Here is an 18,063-nt window from a genome sequence, read left to right on the forward strand (position 1 = left end):
TGCGTGGAAGAAGTCCCACGCACCCCTGAGACCGACTACGACCCGAGGATCGTCGTCAGGAACTCGCCCGTCCACGCGAGGAGTTCGCGACCCACCACCGGCTTGCCGCCGATCTTGCCCGACGTCGGGCGCGGCACCAGGATCTGATGGACCGCCGGCTTGATCACCGTGCGCGGGTACAGGCGCTTCAGGCGCAGCTCCTGCGACTCGCGCAACTCCACCGGCGCGAAGCGGATGTTGGGCCCCTGGAGGACGATCTCGCCGACCCCGCACGCCCGCGCCAGCATCCGCAGGCCCGCCACCAGGAGCAGGTTCTCGACCGGCTCCGGCAGCTTGCCGTAGCGGTCGGTCAGCTCCTCGCGTACGGCCCTGATGTCCTCCTCCGAGTTCGCGGAGGCGATCGAACGGTAGGCCTGGAGCCGCAGCCGCTCCCCCGGCGCGTAGTCGTGCGGCATGTGGGCGTCGACCGGCAGCTCGATCTTCACCTCGAGGGGAGCCTCCTCCTCGGCCCCGCCCTCCATCTGCGCCCGGTAGTCCGCGACCGCCTCGCCGACCATCCGTACGTACAGGTCGAAGCCGACGCCCGCGATGTGGCCGGACTGCTCGCCGCCGAGCAGGTTGCCCGCGCCCCGGATCTCCAGGTCCTTCATCGCGACGTACATGCCGGCGCCCATCTCGGTGTGCTGGGCGATCGTCGCGAGCCGCTCGTGCGCGGTCTCCGTCAGCGGCTTCTCCGGCGGGTAGAGGAAGTAGGCGTAACCCCTCTCCCGTCCTCGACCGACCCGGCCGCGCAGCTGGTGGAGCTGCGAGAGGCCGAAGTTGTCGCCGCGCTCCACGATCAGGGTGTTGGCGTTGGAGATGTCGATGCCGGACTCGACGATCGTCGTCGAGACGAGCACGTCGAACTTCTTCTCCCAGAAGTCGACGACCACCTGCTCCAGGGCGCTCTCGCCCATCTGGCCGTGGGCCGTCGCGATCCGCGCCTCGGGCACGATCTCGCGCAGCCGCGCCGCCGCCCGGTCGATCGAGTCGACCCGGTTGTGGATGTAGAAGACCTGGCCCTCGCGCAGGAGCTCACGCCGGACGGCGGCGCCGATCTGCTTCTCCTCGTACGGCCCGACGAAGGTGAGGACCGGGTGCCGCTCCTCCGGCGGAGTGGTGATCGTCGACATCTCGCGGATGCCCGTCACCGCCATCTCCAGCGTGCGCGGAATCGGGGTGGCCGACATGGTCAGCACGTCGACGTTGGCCCGGAGCTTCTTCAGCTGCTCCTTGTGCTCGACGCCGAACCGCTGCTCCTCGTCGACGATGACGAGACCGAGGTCCTTGAACTTCGTCTCGGAGGAGAACAGGCGGTGGGTGCCGATGACGATGTCGACCGAGCCCTCCCGCAGCCCCTCCAGGGTCGCCTTGGACTCGGTGTCCGACTGGAAACGGGACAGCGCCCGCACCTTCACGGGGAACTGCGAGTACCGCTCGCTGAACGTGCCGAAGTGCTGCTGCACCAGCAGGGTCGTCGGGACGAGCACCGCGACCTGCTTGCCGTCCTGGACGGCCTTGAAGGCCGCCCGCACGGCGATCTCCGTCTTGCCGTAGCCGACGTCGCCACAGATCAGCCGGTCCATCGGGACCGTCTTCTCCATGTCCTCCTTCACCTCGGCGATGGTGGACAGCTGGTCGGGGGTCTCCGCGTACGGGAAGGCGTCCTCCAGCTCCCGCTGCCAGGGGGTGTCCGGGCCGAAGGCGTGACCGGGCGCCGCCATCCGCGCCGAGTACAGCTTGATCAGGTCGGCGGCGATCTCCTTGACGGCCTTCTTCGCGCGCGCCTTCGTCTTCGTCCAGTCCGCGCCGCCGAGCCGGTGCAGGGTCGGCGCCTCGCCGCCCACGTACTTGGTGACCTGCTCCAGCTGGTCGGTCGGGATGTACAGCCGGTCGCCCGGCTGGCCGCGCTTCGCGGGGGCGTACTCGACGAGGAGGTACTCGCGGGTCGCGCCCTGCACGGTCCGCTGGACCATCTCCACGTACCGGCCGACACCGTGCTGCTCGTGCACGATGTAGTCGCCGACCTCCAGGGTCAGCGGGTCGATCGTCTTCCGGCGCTTGGCCGGCATCCGCTGGCCGTCCTTGCCGGCCGCCTTCTGGCCGGACAGGTCGGTCTCGGTGAGCACGGCCAGCCGGAGCGCCGGGTCGACGAAGCCGTAGTCGATGGAGCCGGTCGACACGTGCACGACGGACGGCGAGATCTCCGCCAGGTCGGCGTCGAGGCGGGCGGCGATGCCCTCGCCGCCGAGGACCTCGACCGTACGGGTGGCGGGCCCGTGGGCCTCCGTCACGTACACCGTGCGCCAGCCGTCGGCCAGCCAGCCCTTGGTGTCCGCGAGCGCGCGGGCGGTGTCGCCCCGGTACGACTCGGGGGCGTGCATGCCGAGGGTGAGGGTGTCCCTGTCGCCCGGCACGGACTCGTCGGCCGCGAACGGCGACACCGACCACCACGCCATGCCGAGCTCGCGCGCCCGGTCCCGTACGTCCGCGATCCCCCACAGGGAGGCCGCGCCGACGTCGATCGGGGCCTCGCCGCCGCCGGCGGTCGCCGCCCACGAGGCCTGCAGGAACTCCTGGCTCGTGGCGACGAGGTCGGCGGCCCGGGTCCGCACCCGCTCCGGGTCGCAGACGACGGCCATGGAGCCCTTGGGGAGCACGTCGAGCAGCAGCTCCATGTCGTCGACGAGGACCGGCGCGAGGGACTCCATGCCCTCGACGGCGATCCCCTCGGCGATCTTGTTGAGCAGCTCGCCCAGCTCCGGGTGCTCCTCGGCGAGCGCCGCCGCCCGCTGCCGTACGTCCTCGGTGAGCAGCAGCTCACGGCAGGGCGGCGCCCACAGGCCGTGTTCGGCGACTTCGAGGGACCGCTGGTCGGCGACCTTGAAGTAACGGATCTCCTCGACGTCGTCGCCCCAGAACTCGATCCGGAGGGGGTGCTCCTCGGTCGGCGGGAAGACGTCCAGGATGCCGCCGCGCACGGCGAACTCGCCGCGCTTCTCGACCAGCTCGACGCGGGAGTACGCGGCGGCGGCGAGCCCCTCGACGATGTCGTTGAGATCGGCGGTCTGCCCACTGCGCAGGCTCACCGGCTCAAGGTCACCGAGCCCCTTGACCTGCGGCTGAAGCACGGACCGAATCGGCGCGACGACCACGCTGACGGGGCCCGCGGCCGGGTCGTCGTCCCGGGGATGGGCCAGCCGGCGCAGCACGGCGAGGCGTCGGCCGACGGTGTCGGAGCGGGGCGAGAGCCGCTCGTGCGGCAGCGTCTCCCAGGAGGGGTACTCGACGACCCGGTCCGGGTCGAGCAGCGAGCGCAGCGCGGCGGCGAGGTCCTCGGCCTCCCGCCCGGTCGCGGTCACCGCGAGCACCGGCCGCCCGGAGTCCCGGGCGAGCGCGGCGACGGCGAAGGGCCGCGCGGCCGCCGGCCCGACCAGATCGACGTGGGGCCGGTTGCCGTCGGCGGCGGCCTTCACCGCCTCGGCGAGGGCGGCGTCCTTGACGACGACGTCGAGCAGACCGTGCAGACTCATGGACTTCCATCCCGGGTTCGGACTACGGGGGCGGACAACGCGAACAGCCCGACACGTGTCACGGGCCGGGGTGGTCCCGGACACGTACGGCCCGGTCCGCCCCAGCCTACGACGCGCCACGACCCCCCGCCCCCGAAACACGACCCACCTGCACTTCCGCGGCCTGCGGCGCCCGGGGCTGGGCCCGCCGGGAAACGGGTCGGGTGCCGGCCCCTGGCAGGGGGTCGGCACCCGGGTCGCTTCGCGGCCGCGGCTACTCGCTGGCGATCGCGTTCAGTACGTTCATCCGGCCCGCCCGGAACGCCGGGACCAGCGCCGCGAACAGGCCCACGAAGGCCGACCCGACGAAGACCGTCAGGATCGTCGGCCACGGGATCTCCAGGACGCCGAGGCCCTCCAGGGCCAGGAGCTTCTGGGCCGCCGTGCCCCAGCCCATGCCCAGGCCGAGGCCGAGCAGCGCGCCGAAGAGGGCGATGACCACGGACTCCAGGCGGATCATGCGGCGCAGCTGGCGGCGGGAGAGGCCGATGGCCCGCATGAGGCCGATCTCGCGGGTGCGCTCGACGACCGAGAGGGCCAGGGTGTTCACGACACCGAGGATCGCGACGACGATCGCGAGGGCGAGGAGCCCGTACACGATGTTGAGCAGCTGGCCGACCTGGTTCTTCAGCTCTTCCTTGTAGTCGGCCTGGTTGCTCACCTTGTACTGCGGGTAGGGCGCGAGCGCGTCCTTGAGGGCCTGGTAGGCCTGGGTCTCCTGGCCGTCCTTCGCGCTGGCGAGGAGGAGCAGGCTCTGCGGGACGCGGTCGGCGGGGAGGTGCTCGGCGAGGGTGGTGATGTTGATGTACATCGCCCCGTTGTCGACGTTGCCGGTGTCGGCGGTGATCGCCGCGACCTTGAGCTTCGCCTTCTCGCCGCCCTTGAAGGCGAGGGTCAGCACGTCGCCGACCTTCACGCCGTGCTCCGACGCGTAGTCGCTGCCGACGGACATCGCGCCGGGGCCGTACGCCTCGGTGAGGGTGCCGGCGGTGACCTCCCGGCGCAGGTCCTTCACGTACGTCGGCTCGGTGGCCGCCAGGTCGGCCGTCGTGGTCTTTCCGCGCGGGTCGGTGACGGTGGCGTCGACCCACTTGTACTCGGTGACGTGGTCGAGGCCGGGCGCCTTCTCCAGGGCGGCCTGGGCCTGCGGCACGATCGGCTGCCCGGTGCCGGACTGCACGATGAAGTCGGCGCCGACGGACTTGTCGAGTTCGTCGGTGGCCGAGGCGACCATCGAGGAGCCGACGACCGAGAGGCTGGCGACGAGCGCGAGGCCGATCATGAGGGCGGCGCCGGTGGCGCCGGTGCGGCGCGGGTTGCGGAGCGCGTTGCGCTCGGCCATCCGGCCGACGGGGCCGAAGACCCGCAGGACGACGGCGCCGAGGGCGCGGACGATGCCGCCCGCGAGGAGCGGGCCGATGACGACGAAGCCGAGGAGGGTGAGGACGACGCCGACGCCGAGCCAGAGGGAGCCGGGGCTGGCTTCGGCGGCGCGGGCCGCCGTCACGAGGGCGGCCGCTCCGGCGGCGGTGAGGGCGAGGCCGATCGCGCCCCGTACCCGTCCGGCCTTGCCGTCGGCGGGGGTGCCCGCGTCGCGGAGGGCGGCCATCGGGGAGACCTTCCCGGCGCGGCGGGCGGGGATGTAGGCGGCCAGGACGGTGACGACGACGCCGAGGGCGAGGCCGACGACGGGGGTCGTCCACTTCACGGTGAGGTCGCGGGTGGACAGTTCCATGCCCATGGAGGACATGAGTTCCATGAGCCCGACGGCGAGGCCGACGCCGGCCGCGACACCGGCGATCGAGCCGACGACGCCGAGGAGTACGGCTTCGACGAGGACGGAACGGTTCACCTGCTTGCGGCTGGAGCCGATGGCCCGCATGAGGCCGATCTCGCGGGTGCGCTGGGCGACCAGCATGGAGAAGGTGTTGACGATGAGGAAGATGCCGACGAGGAAGGCGAGTCCGGCGAAGCCGAGCATCGCGTACTTCATGACGTCGAGGAAGCCGGCGACGTCCTCGCGGCCCGCGTCGGCGGCCTCGGCGGCGGTCTGGAGCTTGTAGTCGCCGCCGATCGAGGCGGCGATGTTCTTCTTGAGGGCGTCGTGCGAGACACCCGGCTTCGCCTCGGCGAGGACCTGCGTGAACAGACCTTCCTTGCCGAGCAGTTCACGCTGCGCGGTGGCGGTGTCGAAGTAGACGACGGTGGCGCCGGGGTTGGTGACCTTGAAATCGACGATGCCGGAGATCTTCGCGGTGAAGTCACCGGCGACGGAGATCGTCCGCAGCTCGTCGCCGAGCTTCAAGCCGTGCTTGTCGGCGGTGGCGCCGTCGACGACGACGTCGGTGGGTCCGCGCGGCTCGTGGCCGGAGACGAGATCCACCGAACGGAGGTCCTCGGGGCTCCAGTTGCCGGCGATGGTCGGGGCGCCGCCGGTGGGTCCGACGTTCTTGTTCTCGGCGTCGACGACCGTGACGCTGAGGGAGGTGACGTCGCCGTCGGCGGCCTGGACGCCCTCGGCCTTCCGCACCTGCTCGACGAGCGAGGCGGGGAAGGCCTCGGGGCGGCCGGTCTGCGGGGTCTCGTCGCTCACCGAGCCGTTCTTCGGGCTGACGGTGACGTCGGAGGCGGTGACGGCGAAGAGCTTGTCGAAGGTCGTGTTCATCGTGTCCGTGAACACGAGGGTCCCGGAGACGAAGGCGACGGAGAGGAGCACCGCGACGGCCGAGAGCGCCATCCGGCCCTTGTGCGCGAGGAAGTTGCGCAGGGAGGTCTTCAGGACGCTCATGACGTCCGCCCGCGCGCGTCGAAGTCCTTCATGCGGTCGAGGACGGCGTCGGCGGTGGGCCGCTCCATCTCGTCGACGATCCGCCCGTCGGCGAGGTAGAGGACCCGGTCCGCGTAGGAGGCGGCGACCGGGTCGTGGGTGACCATGACGATGGTCTGGCCCAGTTCGTCGACGGAGGTGCGGAGGAAGCCGAGGACCTCGGCGCCGGCCCGCGAGTCGAGGTTGCCGGTGGGCTCGTCACCGAAGATGATCTCGGGCCGGGCGGCGAGCGCGCGGGCCACGGCGACGCGCTGCTGCTGGCCGCCGGAGAGCTGGTTCGGCCGGTGCTTGAGGCGGTCGGAGAGGCCGACGGTGTCGACGACCCGGCGCAGCCATTCGGCGTCCGGCTTGCGCCCCGCGATGTCCATGGGGAGCGTGATGTTCTCGATGGCGTTCAGGGTGGGCAGCAGGTTGAACGCCTGGAAGATGAAGCCGATCCGGTCCCGGCGGAGCTGCGTGAGCTTCTTGTCCTTGAGCCGGGTGATCTCGGTGTCGTCGAGGAAGATCTCACCGCTGGTGACGGTGTCGAGCCCGGCGAGGCAGTGCATCAGGGTCGACTTGCCCGACCCCGAGGGGCCCATGATCGCGGTGAACTGCCCACGGGCGATGTCGACGTCGACGGAGTCGAGCGCGACGACCCGGGTCTCCCCGGAGCCGTACGCCTTGACGACCTGACGGGCCCGCGCGACGACGGCCGTCCTCCCTCCCGCCGCCCGACCACCGCCCCTCAACGAGGCGCTCCGCGCCGCACCTTCCTCTTCGCCCCCGTGCCTGGGGTTGGTCACAGCCGTGGTCACGGTCTTCTCCTAGGGGTGGAGTGGAGCGGGTGGGTTTGTAAGTTCAAGTTAAGAAGCCGGAGCGCCCCTTCTCGTCCTCCGCCGGGACGAACGATCCCTGGGCCGTATGGGGGAGAAGCCCCTAGGGGTTCCTCCACCCGGGGTCCGAGTGGCACGCTGTCCGCGAGCATTTAGGTGTACGAAGAAAGGAAAGGTGTCCCGGTGACGGAGCCGTCGACCAGCCGCGCGGAAGCCGACCCGGCCCCGGCGCCCGCCCCCGCACACCGACGCCCCGTGGTCCTCGCGCTCATGCTCGGCATGGGCCTCGCCGCCCTCGACGGCACGATCGTGGCCACAGCCGTCCCCCAGATCGTCGGCGACCTCGGCGGACTCGCCGTCTTCTCCTGGCTCTTCGCCGGCTACCTGCTCGCCGTGACCGTCACCCTGCCCGTGTACGGGAAGCTCAGCGACACCTTCGGCCGCAAGCCCGTCCTCATCGCCGGAGTCGTCCTCTTCCTCATCGGCTCCCTGCTCTGCGCGGCGGCCTGGAGCATGGCCTCCCTCATCGCCTTCCGCGTCGTCCAGGGCCTCGGCGGCGGCGCACTCCAAGGCACCGTCCAGACCATCGCCGCCGACCTCTACCCCCTGAAGGAACGCCCCAAGATCCAGGCCCGGCTGTCCTCCGTGTGGGCCGCCTCCTCGGTCGCGGGACCCGCCGCCGGCGGACTCCTCGCCGGCTACGCCGACTGGCGCTGGATCTTCCTGATCAACCTGCCCGTCGGCCTCGTCGCCCTCTGGCTGATCTGGCGCCACCTGGTCGAACCCGCCCGCACCGCACCCCGCGCGCCCGTACGGATCGACTGGGCCGGAGCCCTCGGCATCTTCGCCACCGGGGCGCTGCTCATCACCGCGCTCGTCCAGGGCGGCGTCGCCTGGCCCTGGCTCTCCGCGCCCTCCCTCGGCCTCCTCGCCGGAGCGGCCGTCCTCGGCGCCGTCACGGTCGTCGTCGAACGCCGCGCCGCCGAACCCATCGTCCCCGGCTGGGTCTGGCGCCGCCGCACGATCGCCGCCGTCAACCTCTCCCTGGGCGCCCTCGGCCTGCTCATGGTCGCCCCGGCCGTCTTCCTGCCGACGTACGCCCAGTCCGTCCTGGGCCTCGGCCCGATCGCCGCCGGCTTCGTCCTGTCCTCCTGGACCCTGAGCTGGCCCATCGCGGCGGCGCTCTCCAACCGGCTCTACACCCGCATCGGCTTCCGCCTCACCGCGATCCTGGGCATCTCCCTCGCCCTGGTCCTGCTCCTTGCGTTCCCGTTCCTGCCGTTCCCCGGCGAACCCTGGCAGCCCACGCTCCTGATGCTGCTGCTCGGCGGCGCCCTCGGGCTCTTCCAACTGCCGCTGATCGTCGGCGTCCAGTCGACCGTGCCGTACGAGGAACGCGGCACGACGACGGCCTCGGTCCTCTTCTGCCGCCAGGTCGGCCAGAGCATCGGCGCGGCCCTCTTCGGCGCGGTCGCGAACGCGGTCCTGGCCGCCCGCCTCGGCGCCGACACCGACCTCGACAGCCTGGCGGGCGCCCTCCACACCACCGACGCCACCCGCCGGGCCGTCGACGCGGCCGTGGACTACGTGTACCTGGGCGCGGCGGCCGCGGCGGCCCTCGCCCTCCTGGCCCTGCTCACCCTGGCCCCCCGCCGCTTCCCGGTCCTGAAAGAGGCGGACTAGGACCCGCCTCGGGGATCACGCCGGCTGAGTACGCGCCCGGCCGGAGATGAGCACGCGGACCCATGCCCGTACGGCGCCTGGACCCGACGATGGAGTCACCCCGTCCCAAGGAGCCGGCCTTGCACCCCGACACGTACGCGCGGCTCTACGGCCCCGCCCGCCCGACGCCGTCCCTTCGCGGAACCGGCGTCGCCGTGGTGGCGGCCCTCCTGTGGGCGGTCGCCCTCCTGCTGCTCTCGGGCCTGGGGTTCCTGGCGCTGTGGGCGGCGGCGGACACCGGGCCGACCGACGGGATCCCGCTCCACTGGCTGCCGATCTGCCTCGCCATCACGGCCGTACCGGTCACCCTGCTCCGTACACCCGCCGTCCGCCGCCTGTCCGTCCCGGCCCGCGCCCTCGTCACCGGTCTCGCGATGTGCTCGATCGCGGTCGGTCTCGTGATCTGGGCGGCGGCCTGAGGCAGGCCCGGCGGACGCGACGAAGAGGCGCAACAGCGCTCACCCGAGCAGCAGTTCACGGAACCCGCCGTTCCCCGACCGGCCGTGTGCGACGCTCTCACCGAAGGTGCGGACGACACGACACGGAGGTGGCGGGGCATGCAGGAGAGCCGGCTGAGCATCGGGGTGGCCGATCCCGAGGACAGCACGGATCTGCGGGACTTCTACCGCTGGCTCGGCGACGAGGAGGAGGCCCCCGGCACGATCCGGCTCGCCTCGGAGCCGGTGGCGGGCAGCATGAGCGGCGGCCTCGACGTCATCGACGTGGTCCTCACCCACGCCGTGGGTCTCGCCAACCTCACCGTGGCGTACGCGACCTGGCGCAAGGCCCGGCGCAGCCGGGCCGCCCTCACCTTCACCCGGGCGTCCGACGGGCTGACCGTGACGGTGGAGGAGGGCTCCGAGGAGGCCGTGCAGCAGCTCCTCCGAGCGTTCTCCGAGCCCGGGCGACCGGAAGACGGCTGACCCGTGGAGCTCCCCGACCCCCTGGGGTCGTACGCCGTGCTCATCGGCTCGTCGTCCTACGAGTCCCCGGACCTCGAGGACCTGCCGGCGGTCTCCCGCAACCTGGAGGACCTCGGGCGGCTCCTGGAGGACCCCGGCGTCTGGGGGCTGCCGCCGGACCACGTCACCCGGGTCGCCGAGCCGTCGTCTCCCGCCCAGCTCCTCGACGCCGTACGCGAAGCGGCCCGCCGGGCCACCGACACGCTCCTGGTCTACTACGCGGGCCACGGCCTCGTGGGACCGGGAGAGGTCGACGGTCTGCTGCTCGCCCTGCCCTCGTCCGACCCCGAACGCCCCTACACCTCCGTCGACTTCGCGAACGTGCGGCGGGAAGTGCTGGACGCCGGGCGGAAGGTGAACCGGGTGGTGATCCTGGACTGCTGCTACAGCGGCCAGGCGATGACCGGGGGCATGAACGGGCCCGTGACGATGGCCGAGCAGGCCCGGATCACGGGCACGTACCTGCTCACGGCCTGCGGCCCCAACCGATTGGCCGTCGCACCGCCGGACGAACCCCACACCGCCTTCACCGGCGAGCTGATCCGTGCGCTGTCCGGCGGGCTGCCCGGTGCCGGTCCGCTGATCGGAGCCACGGAACTCTACGAGCACGTGACGGGCGAACTGCGCGCCAAGGGACGACCGATCCCCCAGCAGCGGCTCAGCAACACCGGGCGCGACCTGGTCCTGGCCCGCAACCGCCATGGCCTGCCCGGCGGGGCCACGCCGGCCGCGCCACCGCCCCCCGCCGCCCGGCCTGCGGTGCCGGACCGGTTCCGCGTACTGCTGCGGTCCCAGCCCCGGCGCATCGCCGAGTACACGGAGCGGCTGCGATCGACGGAACCGGCCACGGCGGCGGAGCTGCTGGAGCTGGCCGCCGGGACCCGGCCCGCCCAGGAGGCGGCGGCCCTCGCGCACCTGCTGCGCCGACAGGGGCGCGACCCGGAGGCACGGGCCATGCTGACCACGGTCGGCGCCCGGCGTTCCCCGGCCGACCTGGTGACCGTGGTCCGGGCGCTGCGGGCGCTGGACGACGGCGAGGACGTCGAGCGGCTCCTGACCACGGTGGCGGGGCGCGCCCCGGAGGACGTGGCCGCCGTCCTCCGCCCGTTGTACGAGGACGAGGCGGGCGTGGCCGACGCGCTCCTGGCGGCTGCGATCGGCACCCTCGGGACCACCGAGGCGGTACTCGGCCTTGCCGGCGCACTGTGGTCGGCGCAGCTCGACGAGCAGGCCACACGGGTTCTGGCGGCGCCTTCCTTCTCGTCACCCCAGGAAGCGGTCAGGCTCGCCGACGCCCTGCGCTCCATCGGCCGGGTCGACGAGGCCCTCGACCTCTCCCTCCGATGGCTCCCCGCCGTCGCCGAGGACTCCGCGGGGCTGGTCCGGGTGCTGCGCATCGCGGACGAGGCGGGGCGCACGGCGGCGACGGACGAGCTGCTGCGGGCCGCGGCCGACGCGGCGTCCACGGTGCGCGACCTCGCCGGGCTGTGCGACGCCCTGTGGACGGCCGGCATGGGCGACCGCGCCGAACGGCTCCTGACCTTCGTGAGCGGCGAGCTCGACACCGCGGAGGTGGTGGCGCTCGCCGAGCTGCTGCACGCCGAGGGCCACGACGGGGCCCTGCGGCCCCTCTTCGAGCAGGCGGCCGCCGCCCGCCCCGTCGAGCAGCTTCCCGCGCTCGTCGACGCCCTGCGCACGATGGGCCGCCCCCTGGACGCCGAGGCGCTGGTGAAGGGCACCGCGGCCCGGCGCTCGGCCGCGAGCGTGGCCGCGCTGCTGGCCCTGCTCGACACGGACGGCGCCCCCCAGGACTCGGCGCGCGTGCTGGCCGCCGTGGCGGGCGACATCCTGCTGCAGGCCCGGCTCATCAGGTCCCTGCACACCGTGAGCCGGCCCCGGGACGCCCTGCTCGACCAGCTGTGCGGGACGACGGGGGTGGAGTTCACGGACCTCCTCGCCACGCTGCACGAAGCCGGCGAGCACGAGGTCGCGGTCCTCGTGCTGCGCAGGCTGGCACAGACCGACCCCGAGCGGGCGGCGCGGCAGCTGCCACGGCTCCGCACGGCGAGGATGCCGGTCGACCAGAAGGTCCTGCACACGTTCCTGGAGACCTCCGGTCGGCCGATGGAGGGCCTGTCCGCCCCTACGGTCAGAAGCCTCGTCGTCGGCGGCACCTGGTCGCTCGACCAGGTCGACGTCATCGCCGTCCTGTCCTACGCGGGCCTGACGGCGCAGGTGGAAGAGGTCCTGGAGGAGTACTCGCGGCAGCCGTCGCCCAACGAGGTGAGGGAACTGCTCCAGATCCTGGAGACCCGGGGCCACAGGAACCACGCCCAAGCCGTCGTGCGCGGGGCCCGGTGGATGTTCCCGGAGCTGTTCATGGGCTTCGTGCGTTCCCTGCACGAGGCGGGACTGCGGGAACTCGCCCGGTACGCCTTGGAGAACGCCTCCACCCGACTGAGCAACACCCAGCGGCGGGAGCTCGCCGAGTCACTGGGCGTCCCGGCCCCCGAACTCCCGGCCCCGCCGCCCGACCCGCCTCCGACCGTCGGCCCCCGCCTGCTCGACCGCTTCCGGCGGCGCTAGGGTCTGCAGCCGTGACTGAGACGACAGTGGACACGTGGCCGGAACCTCCCCTCGCCGGCACCGAGGCGGAAGCCGTCCTCGGCGCCCTCGACCGCCAGCGGGCCACGCTGGCCTGGAAGTGCTCCGGCCTGGACTCCCCCGGCCTGCGGGCCACGGTCGGCGCATCCACGATCACCCTGGGCGGCCTGCTCAAGCACCTGGCGCACGTGGAGGACAGCCACTTCGCCCGGCTGTGGCTCAACACTGCGGTCGGCGCCCCCTGGAACAGCGTCGACTGGGAAAGCACTCCCGACTGGGCCTACCGGTCCGCCGCCGACGACACCCCCGAGCAACTGCTCGCCCTCTGGCGCGAATCGGTCGACCGCTCCCGCGCCATCGTCGCCGAAGCACTCGACGCGGGCGGCCTCGACCAACTCGGCGCCTACACCACCCGCAGCGGCGAACGCCCCAACCTCCGCCGCATCCTGCTGGACCTCATCGAGGAGTACGCCCGCCACGCGGGCCACGCCGACCTCATCCGCGAATCCGTCGACGGCCTCACGGGCGAGGACCCGCCGAGGTGAAGGGGCCCCGAACCGGAGAGCCCTGCCGTCCGGTTCGGACGGCAGGGCTCTCCCACGTACAAAGGCGGGCTGTACTACTCCGCCGAGGCGAGCCCGACGAACCCGGCCCACGCCTGGGGCGACACCCGGAGGGCCGGCCGGGCCACGTCCTTGGAGTCACGGACGTGCACGGCGCCGTCGCCGGTCGCGACCTCGACGCAGTCGCCGCCCTCAGCACCGCTGTGGCTGCTCTTGAACCAGGCGAGGGATTCAATGTTGTTCATAGCTCTCCCAGCAACTTCTCGATGAACGCCAACGACTCTCGCGGGGGGAGAGCCTGCGACCGGATGATCCCATAGCGGGCCATGCCGAGAACGGTCTGCTTGGCCTCCGTCTCCAGGGCGCTGGCGCCCTGGGCCTCGGAGTAGACGAACCTCTTGCCGTCGTCACGCGTGATGACGGTGAACGGCCCGTCCACACCTGAGTTGTCCTCACTGTCGAGCGGCATGACCTGGAGCTCGACGTTCGTCCGCTGACCGATGAGGAGAAGCTGCTCCAGCTGTCCGCGCAGCACGTCCTTGCCGCCGAACTTCCGCCGCAGTACCGATTCGCACATGACAAAGCTCAGCAACGGCGCGGGCCGCCGCTCGAAGATTTCCTGCCGGGCCAGTCGGGCCGTCACGCGCTGCTCGATCGTCTCCGGATCGAGCGGCGGACGCCGGTTGGCGAGCAGCGCCCTCATGTACTCCTCGGTCTGGAGCAGGCCCTTGACCACCAAGGTGTCGTACGCCAGCAGCTCTATCGCCTGCTTCTCCAGCTGGGCCATCCCCTGGAAGAACGCCGGGTACTGCGCCCTCTCCAGCTGGTCCTTCCACACCGTCAGGAGTCCGCCCGCGTCGAGCACCTCGTCCGACCGGTCGATCGCGCGCGGCGGCGGGATCCTCCGGCCCTGCTCGAACGAGGCGATGGTGGACGCCGAGTAGCCCAGCCGCTTGCCGAACTCCTCCCGCTCCATCCCCGCCCGCGTCCGCAGCGTCTTCAGACTCTGCCCGAACGCGGCCACCACACCCCGCCCGGACCTGTCCGCCGTCTGGGCGCCCTCCGCCTCGTCGGCCTCTGGCTCCGCCCGCTCTTCCGCCATCGCACCCCACCTCTCGTACGCGCACCGACACATCACGTACAGGGTGACCGCGTCGGTGCGTCACCACTGGTCACGCTACGCCACCAAGAGGAGCTTGGGAGGCATGAAAAGCAACAACCTCAGCCCCACCGACCCCGCCCAACTCGGCTGCCCCTCGCCTTACTTGGGATGCAGGGTCTTCGCCCTGCGGTTCACCTCGACCCCCCGGGGCGCCCGGCTCGCCCGCCGACTGGTCGGCGTGCGGCTCGACGAGTGGGGCGTCCCGTACGGGACCGGTCCGCACGAGACCGTCGTCCTGGTCGCCGCCGAGCTGGCCGCGAACGCGGTGCGGCACGGGCATGTGCCGGGGCGGGACTTCCGGCTGGTCCTCCGGGTCACGGGCGCGCCCCGGCCCGTCGCGCGGATCGAGGTGAGCGACACCCGGGCCGAGCGCGTACCGCCCCGGCCGGGGAAGCTGCCCGGGACCAGTGCGGAACTCGGCGACGGCGGGCGGGGTCTGCTGCTCGTCGAGGCGCTCGCCGAGCGCTGGGGCTGGTGCCCGAGGCTCGGCGCCCCGGGCAAGACGGTGTGGGCGGAGTGTCTTCTCACCTGAGGGCCGGGGGGCGGGCACCCGGGCCCCGGCCTACTGCCAGGTCGCGGTGTCGGGGTCGATGCCATGCGCGCGCGCATCGGCGTCGATGATGCGGCGGAGCCACGCGGCAAGACCGGAGCGGATGCCGTCGTAGTGGGCGGCGAATCCAGGATCGGCCTCGTACATGCGGCCGAGACAGACCTGCATCTGCCTGGTGAGGGGAAAGTACGAGGCGAAGACCTCGCGGTGCCGGCCGACGAGTCGACCGGCCTCCGCGCTGCCCGGTGCGACGCCGGCGTCCATCGCATCCGCGAGCGCGCGGTCGAGGCCGACCATGGCGTCGGCGACGGCCTGCCATTCCTCCGGACCGCGAGACGCCGAGCGCTCGGCGTACTGCCGCCACTGCGTGGTGTCTCCGTAGCGCTGACGGGCTCGGGCGGGCCCGTCCGGGTCCCACTGGGGGCCGAAGATCGCGGCCTGCTCCTCGACGGTCAACAGCAGGCCGCGCTCGTGGGCGTCGATCATCCGGTCCAGTCCGACGCCGAGCCGCTGAAGGCGGTCGATCCGTTCGGCGACCTGGGTGCGCTGCGCGCGCAACGCGCCGGGCACGTCCGTCGTCGAGTGGTCCAGGATGCCCTGGATCTTGTCCAGGCCCAGTCCGATCTCCCGGTAGACGACGATGCGGTGCAGGCGTTCGAGATCACCGGCGGTGTAGAGCCGGTATCCGGCAGCCGTGCGCAGCGACGGTCGCGCCAGACCGATCTCGTCCCAGTGGTGCAGCGCGCGGACGGTCACGCCCAGGCGCGCCGAGACCTGACCGACGGTCAGGCCATCGGCGTCAGTGGCATCAGGCATGCTCCCCATTGTCCCCACCACCGGCGCCCGGTGGGGTGATCCCGATGGCTTCGAGGTTCCGCGCCTCCTGACTGGCCGGATCGAAGGGCTTCGCCGCGGTGAGGACGATCCGTGCGTTCTCGGGGGTGATCACCTCCACATCGCGGGTGTTCCAAGGGGTGTCCCGTGAGCCGTCGACCGAGTCCGGGCGCAACGCACGGCAGGCCTCGACAAGGGAATCGACCTGGCTGAGCACGCACGCGAAACTGAGGCTCATCGCCGGCGCCTGCTCCGGAACGCTCTCCGCCTGGACGAGGAGTACGTCCTGGAACGCCCACCGGCGCAGATGCACCAGCGTCCCGGGGATGCTGAACAGCTCGAAGAACCCGAGCCCTCGAACCCAGAAGTCCACCGACGCCGCCAGATCACTCGTGGGGATCGTCACGAACGCGGGCATTCCGTAGATGCCGCGGAACAGCTCCGGCGGAACCGCGTCCGGGCCGGGAGAGGGGACGGGGCTGGTCTCGAACGCGTTGTAGTAGTCGCTCATGCACGCCACCCTCCAGCCTCACGCAACGTGAGGGTCAAGCGGAATCCACGGGCGGACAGTCCCCTAGGCCTCGCGTACGACGCGGTGGCGCAGGAGGACGGAGCGGCCGTCGAACGTCCGGGTCTCCACCGTCTCCAGTTCCGTACGGTGCTCCGCGGGGCGGAAAGCCGGGGCGCCGCCGCCGAGGAGCACCGGGTGGACGACGACGTGGTAGTCGTCGATGGCACCGTGCGCGCCGAGGTGGGCGGCCAGCTCGGCTCCGCCGAACAGCACCAGGGTCTTGCCGGCCTCCGCCAGCGCCGTCAGCTCCGCGGCGACGTTCTCGGAGACGACGGTGGTGTTCCAGCCGAGGTCCCTGCCGGCGAGGGTCCGCGAGACCACGACCTTCGGGGTCTCGCGCCAGACCGGCGCGAAGGCCAGGTCGTGCGGGTCCCGCGAGTACCGCTCGGCATTCGGCCAGAAGCCGGACATCAGGTCCCAGACCTTGCGGCCGTAGAGGAAGACGGTGTCACCGGCGGTCAGTTCCCCGGTGTACGCGGAAAGCTCGGGGCCCATGGCCGGCCAGTCGAACTCACCGTTCGGCCCGGCGATGAAGCCGTCGAGGGACTGGTGCACGAAGTGGATGATCCGGCCCACGGGGTCCTGCCTTCCGGTGACGCGCACCGCCCTTGCGGCCCGCTCTCACCCCTTGGTCGGAGCCGACCGACACCGCTCGACATTCCGGCGGAAGGAATTTCCGGGCCATCGGGCCCCGGAGCGCCGGCCCCTGAACTCCGGGGTGCGCAGACCCCCTTCGCGTCGCGTCGCACGAGCGGCGACCCGGGTCAGCTCTCCTCGTCGGCGCCCGGACGCCCGTCCTCGTCCGGTTCCCGGTCAGGTGCCGGGGCCGGGTCCGCCCCCCGCCCCGTCAGCGCCGCGAGCGCGTTGCGGATGTGGTCCATGTGCGCGTGCATCTCGTCCCGCGCCTCCTCGTGCTCCCGCAGCACCCGCTCCGTCTCGCGTTCGGTCCGCTCCGCCTTCAGCCGCGCCTCCGCGAGCAGTTCTCCCGCTCGCGCCTCCGCGTCCTCCTGGCCGTGCCTGGCCTGCTCCTCCGTCTTCGTCAGTGCCTTCTGCGCCTCCGCGAGCCGGGCCTCCGCGCGGGCGAGCTGCTCGTCGTGGCGGGCGTCCAGGACGGCCGCGCGGCCCTCCGCCTCGCGCTCGGCCTCGTCCCGTACGGCCGTCTGCTCCTCGCGCTGTGCCGCCAGGAGTTCCGCCGCGCGCCGCTCGGTCTCCTCGAAGACCTCGCGCGCCGCCGACCGCAGCTCCTCCGCCTCGCGGTCCGCCTCCGTCGTCAGTCCCTCGGCCCGACCCCGCGCCGCCTCCAGGGTCGCGCGGGCCGCCGCCTCGGCCGCCTCCCGGACGCCCTCCGCGTACGCCCGCGCCGCCTCCGCCGCCTCCCGGCCCGCCGCGTCGGCCGCCTCCGCGAGGGACTGGGCCTCCGCCTCCGCCTCCCGTACGAGCGTCTCGTCCTCCAGCTCGGCCAGCTCCAGGATCTTCTGGGCGCGGGCGCCGAGCGACTCGTACCGCTGCGGCGCGAGCGCCTCGACGACCTCCCGCAGCCGGGCCGCCTCGGTCTCCATCTCCTTCGCCAGGACCGTCAGCCGGGCCGCCCGTTCCCAGGCTCCGTCGCGGTCCTCGGAGAGCGCGGCGAGATAGCGGTCGACCTGCTCGGGCCGGTACCCGCGCCCCCGTCCGACAGCGAAACCCATCCCTGACGCCCCTTCCCTCTGTCCCGAACGTCCAGGATGCTCCATCGGAACGGACAAAAGGCGCTCAACGTGCATACACGTCGAGCGCCCTTCATCACATTCCGTTCAGCGCATCCTGTCCACCCGGGTCAGCGGGAAACCTGGACCGCCGTCC

The 18,063-nt window shown here is 72.3% G+C and carries 15 protein-coding genes; 6 read left to right on the forward strand and 9 right to left on the reverse strand.

Translation table 11 applies throughout. The features are described from left to right. Nucleotides 1-35 precede the first annotated feature (35 nt). The 3 genes from mfd to IO20_RS0105115 all read right to left on the reverse strand — a co-directional run bounded on the left by mfd (nt 36) and on the right by IO20_RS0105115 (nt 7,235). The gene (gene mfd, locus IO20_RS0105105) at nt 36-3,572 is read right to left on the reverse strand and encodes a transcription-repair coupling factor (RefSeq protein WP_030546453.1); all 3,537 of its coding nucleotides are present in this window, start codon (nt 3,570-3,572) and stop codon (nt 36-38) included. Nucleotides 3,573-3,825: 253 nt separating this feature from the next. Next, a complete protein-coding gene (locus IO20_RS0105110; protein WP_030546456.1) occupies nt 3,826-6,399 on the reverse strand; it encodes an ABC transporter permease in 2,574 nt (857 codons plus the stop codon). After that, nucleotides 6,396-7,235, reverse strand: coding sequence for an ABC transporter ATP-binding protein (locus IO20_RS0105115; RefSeq protein ID WP_397792484.1), 840 nt, complete (start codon nt 7,233-7,235; stop codon nt 6,396-6,398). The genes IO20_RS0105110 and IO20_RS0105115 overlap by 4 nt, the downstream gene beginning before the upstream one ends. Nucleotides 7,236-7,436: 201 nt before the next feature. Here IO20_RS0105115 and IO20_RS0105120 point away from each other — a divergent pair, with 201 nt between their 5' ends. From IO20_RS0105120 to IO20_RS0105140, 5 genes are all read left to right on the forward strand, one after another. Further along, a complete protein-coding gene (locus IO20_RS0105120) occupies nt 7,437-8,936 on the forward strand; it encodes an MFS transporter (protein WP_030546460.1) in 1,500 nt (499 codons plus the stop codon). Between the two features lie 119 nt (nt 8,937-9,055). Next, nucleotides 9,056-9,394: a hypothetical protein gene (locus IO20_RS0105125; RefSeq protein WP_157850726.1), complete on the forward strand. Its 339-nt coding sequence runs from the start codon at nt 9,056-9,058 to the stop codon at nt 9,392-9,394. Between the two features lie 138 nt (nt 9,395-9,532). Beyond that, nucleotides 9,533-9,898, forward strand: a complete 366-nt coding sequence (locus tag IO20_RS36265; RefSeq protein WP_051874280.1) for an effector-associated constant component EACC1 — start codon at nt 9,533-9,535, stop codon at nt 9,896-9,898. Nucleotides 9,899-9,901: 3 nt separating this feature from the next. Continuing rightward, nucleotides 9,902-12,523, forward strand: a complete 2,622-nt coding sequence (locus tag IO20_RS37445) for a caspase, EACC1-associated type (protein ID WP_051874281.1) — start codon at nt 9,902-9,904, stop codon at nt 12,521-12,523. Nucleotides 12,524-12,534: 11 nt separating this feature from the next. Further along, nucleotides 12,535-13,086 carry a DinB family protein gene (locus IO20_RS0105140; RefSeq protein ID WP_030546468.1) on the forward strand — a complete coding sequence of 184 codons (552 nt, stop codon included), beginning with the start codon at nt 12,535-12,537 and terminating at the stop codon, nt 13,084-13,086. Between the two features lie 74 nt (nt 13,087-13,160). Here IO20_RS0105140 and IO20_RS0105145 read toward each other — a convergent pair whose 3' ends face one another. Then, on the reverse strand, nt 13,161-13,349 hold the full coding sequence (locus tag IO20_RS0105145) for a DUF397 domain-containing protein (protein WP_030546470.1): 189 nt from the start codon (nt 13,347-13,349) through the stop codon (nt 13,161-13,163). Further along, a complete protein-coding gene (locus IO20_RS0105150; protein ID WP_030546472.1) occupies nt 13,346-14,206 on the reverse strand; it encodes a helix-turn-helix domain-containing protein in 861 nt (286 codons plus the stop codon). Before IO20_RS0105150 ends, IO20_RS0105145 begins: the two co-directional genes overlap by 4 nt. A 103-nt stretch (nt 14,207-14,309) precedes the next feature. On the opposite strand from IO20_RS0105150, the gene IO20_RS0105155 reads away from it, so the two are divergent. Further along, entirely contained in the window at nt 14,310-14,798 is a 489-nt protein-coding gene (locus IO20_RS0105155) for an ATP-binding protein (protein WP_211270347.1), read from the forward strand. 30 nt (nt 14,799-14,828) lie between these two features. On the opposite strand, the gene IO20_RS0105160 is transcribed toward IO20_RS0105155, so the two are convergent. The 4 genes from IO20_RS0105160 to IO20_RS0105175 all read right to left on the reverse strand — a co-directional run bounded on the left by IO20_RS0105160 (nt 14,829) and on the right by IO20_RS0105175 (nt 17,909). Beyond that, the gene (locus IO20_RS0105160) at nt 14,829-15,632 is read right to left on the reverse strand and encodes a MerR family transcriptional regulator (protein WP_030546476.1); all 804 of its coding nucleotides are present in this window, start codon (nt 15,630-15,632) and stop codon (nt 14,829-14,831) included. Next, on the reverse strand, nt 15,625-16,161 hold the full coding sequence (locus IO20_RS0105165; RefSeq protein ID WP_030546478.1) for a VOC family protein: 537 nt from the start codon (nt 16,159-16,161) through the stop codon (nt 15,625-15,627). Before IO20_RS0105165 ends, IO20_RS0105160 begins: the two co-directional genes overlap by 8 nt. Nucleotides 16,162-16,224: 63 nt before the next feature. Beyond that, a complete protein-coding gene (locus tag IO20_RS0105170; RefSeq protein WP_030546480.1) occupies nt 16,225-16,797 on the reverse strand; it encodes a dihydrofolate reductase family protein in 573 nt (190 codons plus the stop codon). A gap of 188 nt (nt 16,798-16,985) precedes the next feature. Then, nucleotides 16,986-17,909 carry a coiled-coil domain-containing protein gene (locus IO20_RS0105175; protein WP_030546482.1) on the reverse strand — a complete coding sequence of 308 codons (924 nt, stop codon included), beginning with the start codon at nt 17,907-17,909 and terminating at the stop codon, nt 16,986-16,988. Between the last annotated feature and the right edge of the window lie 154 nt (nt 17,910-18,063).

The sequence above is a fragment of the Streptomyces exfoliatus genome, from assembly GCF_000725545.1.
GTDB classification, from domain to species: domain Bacteria; phylum Actinomycetota; class Actinomycetes; order Streptomycetales; family Streptomycetaceae; genus Streptomyces; species Streptomyces exfoliatus.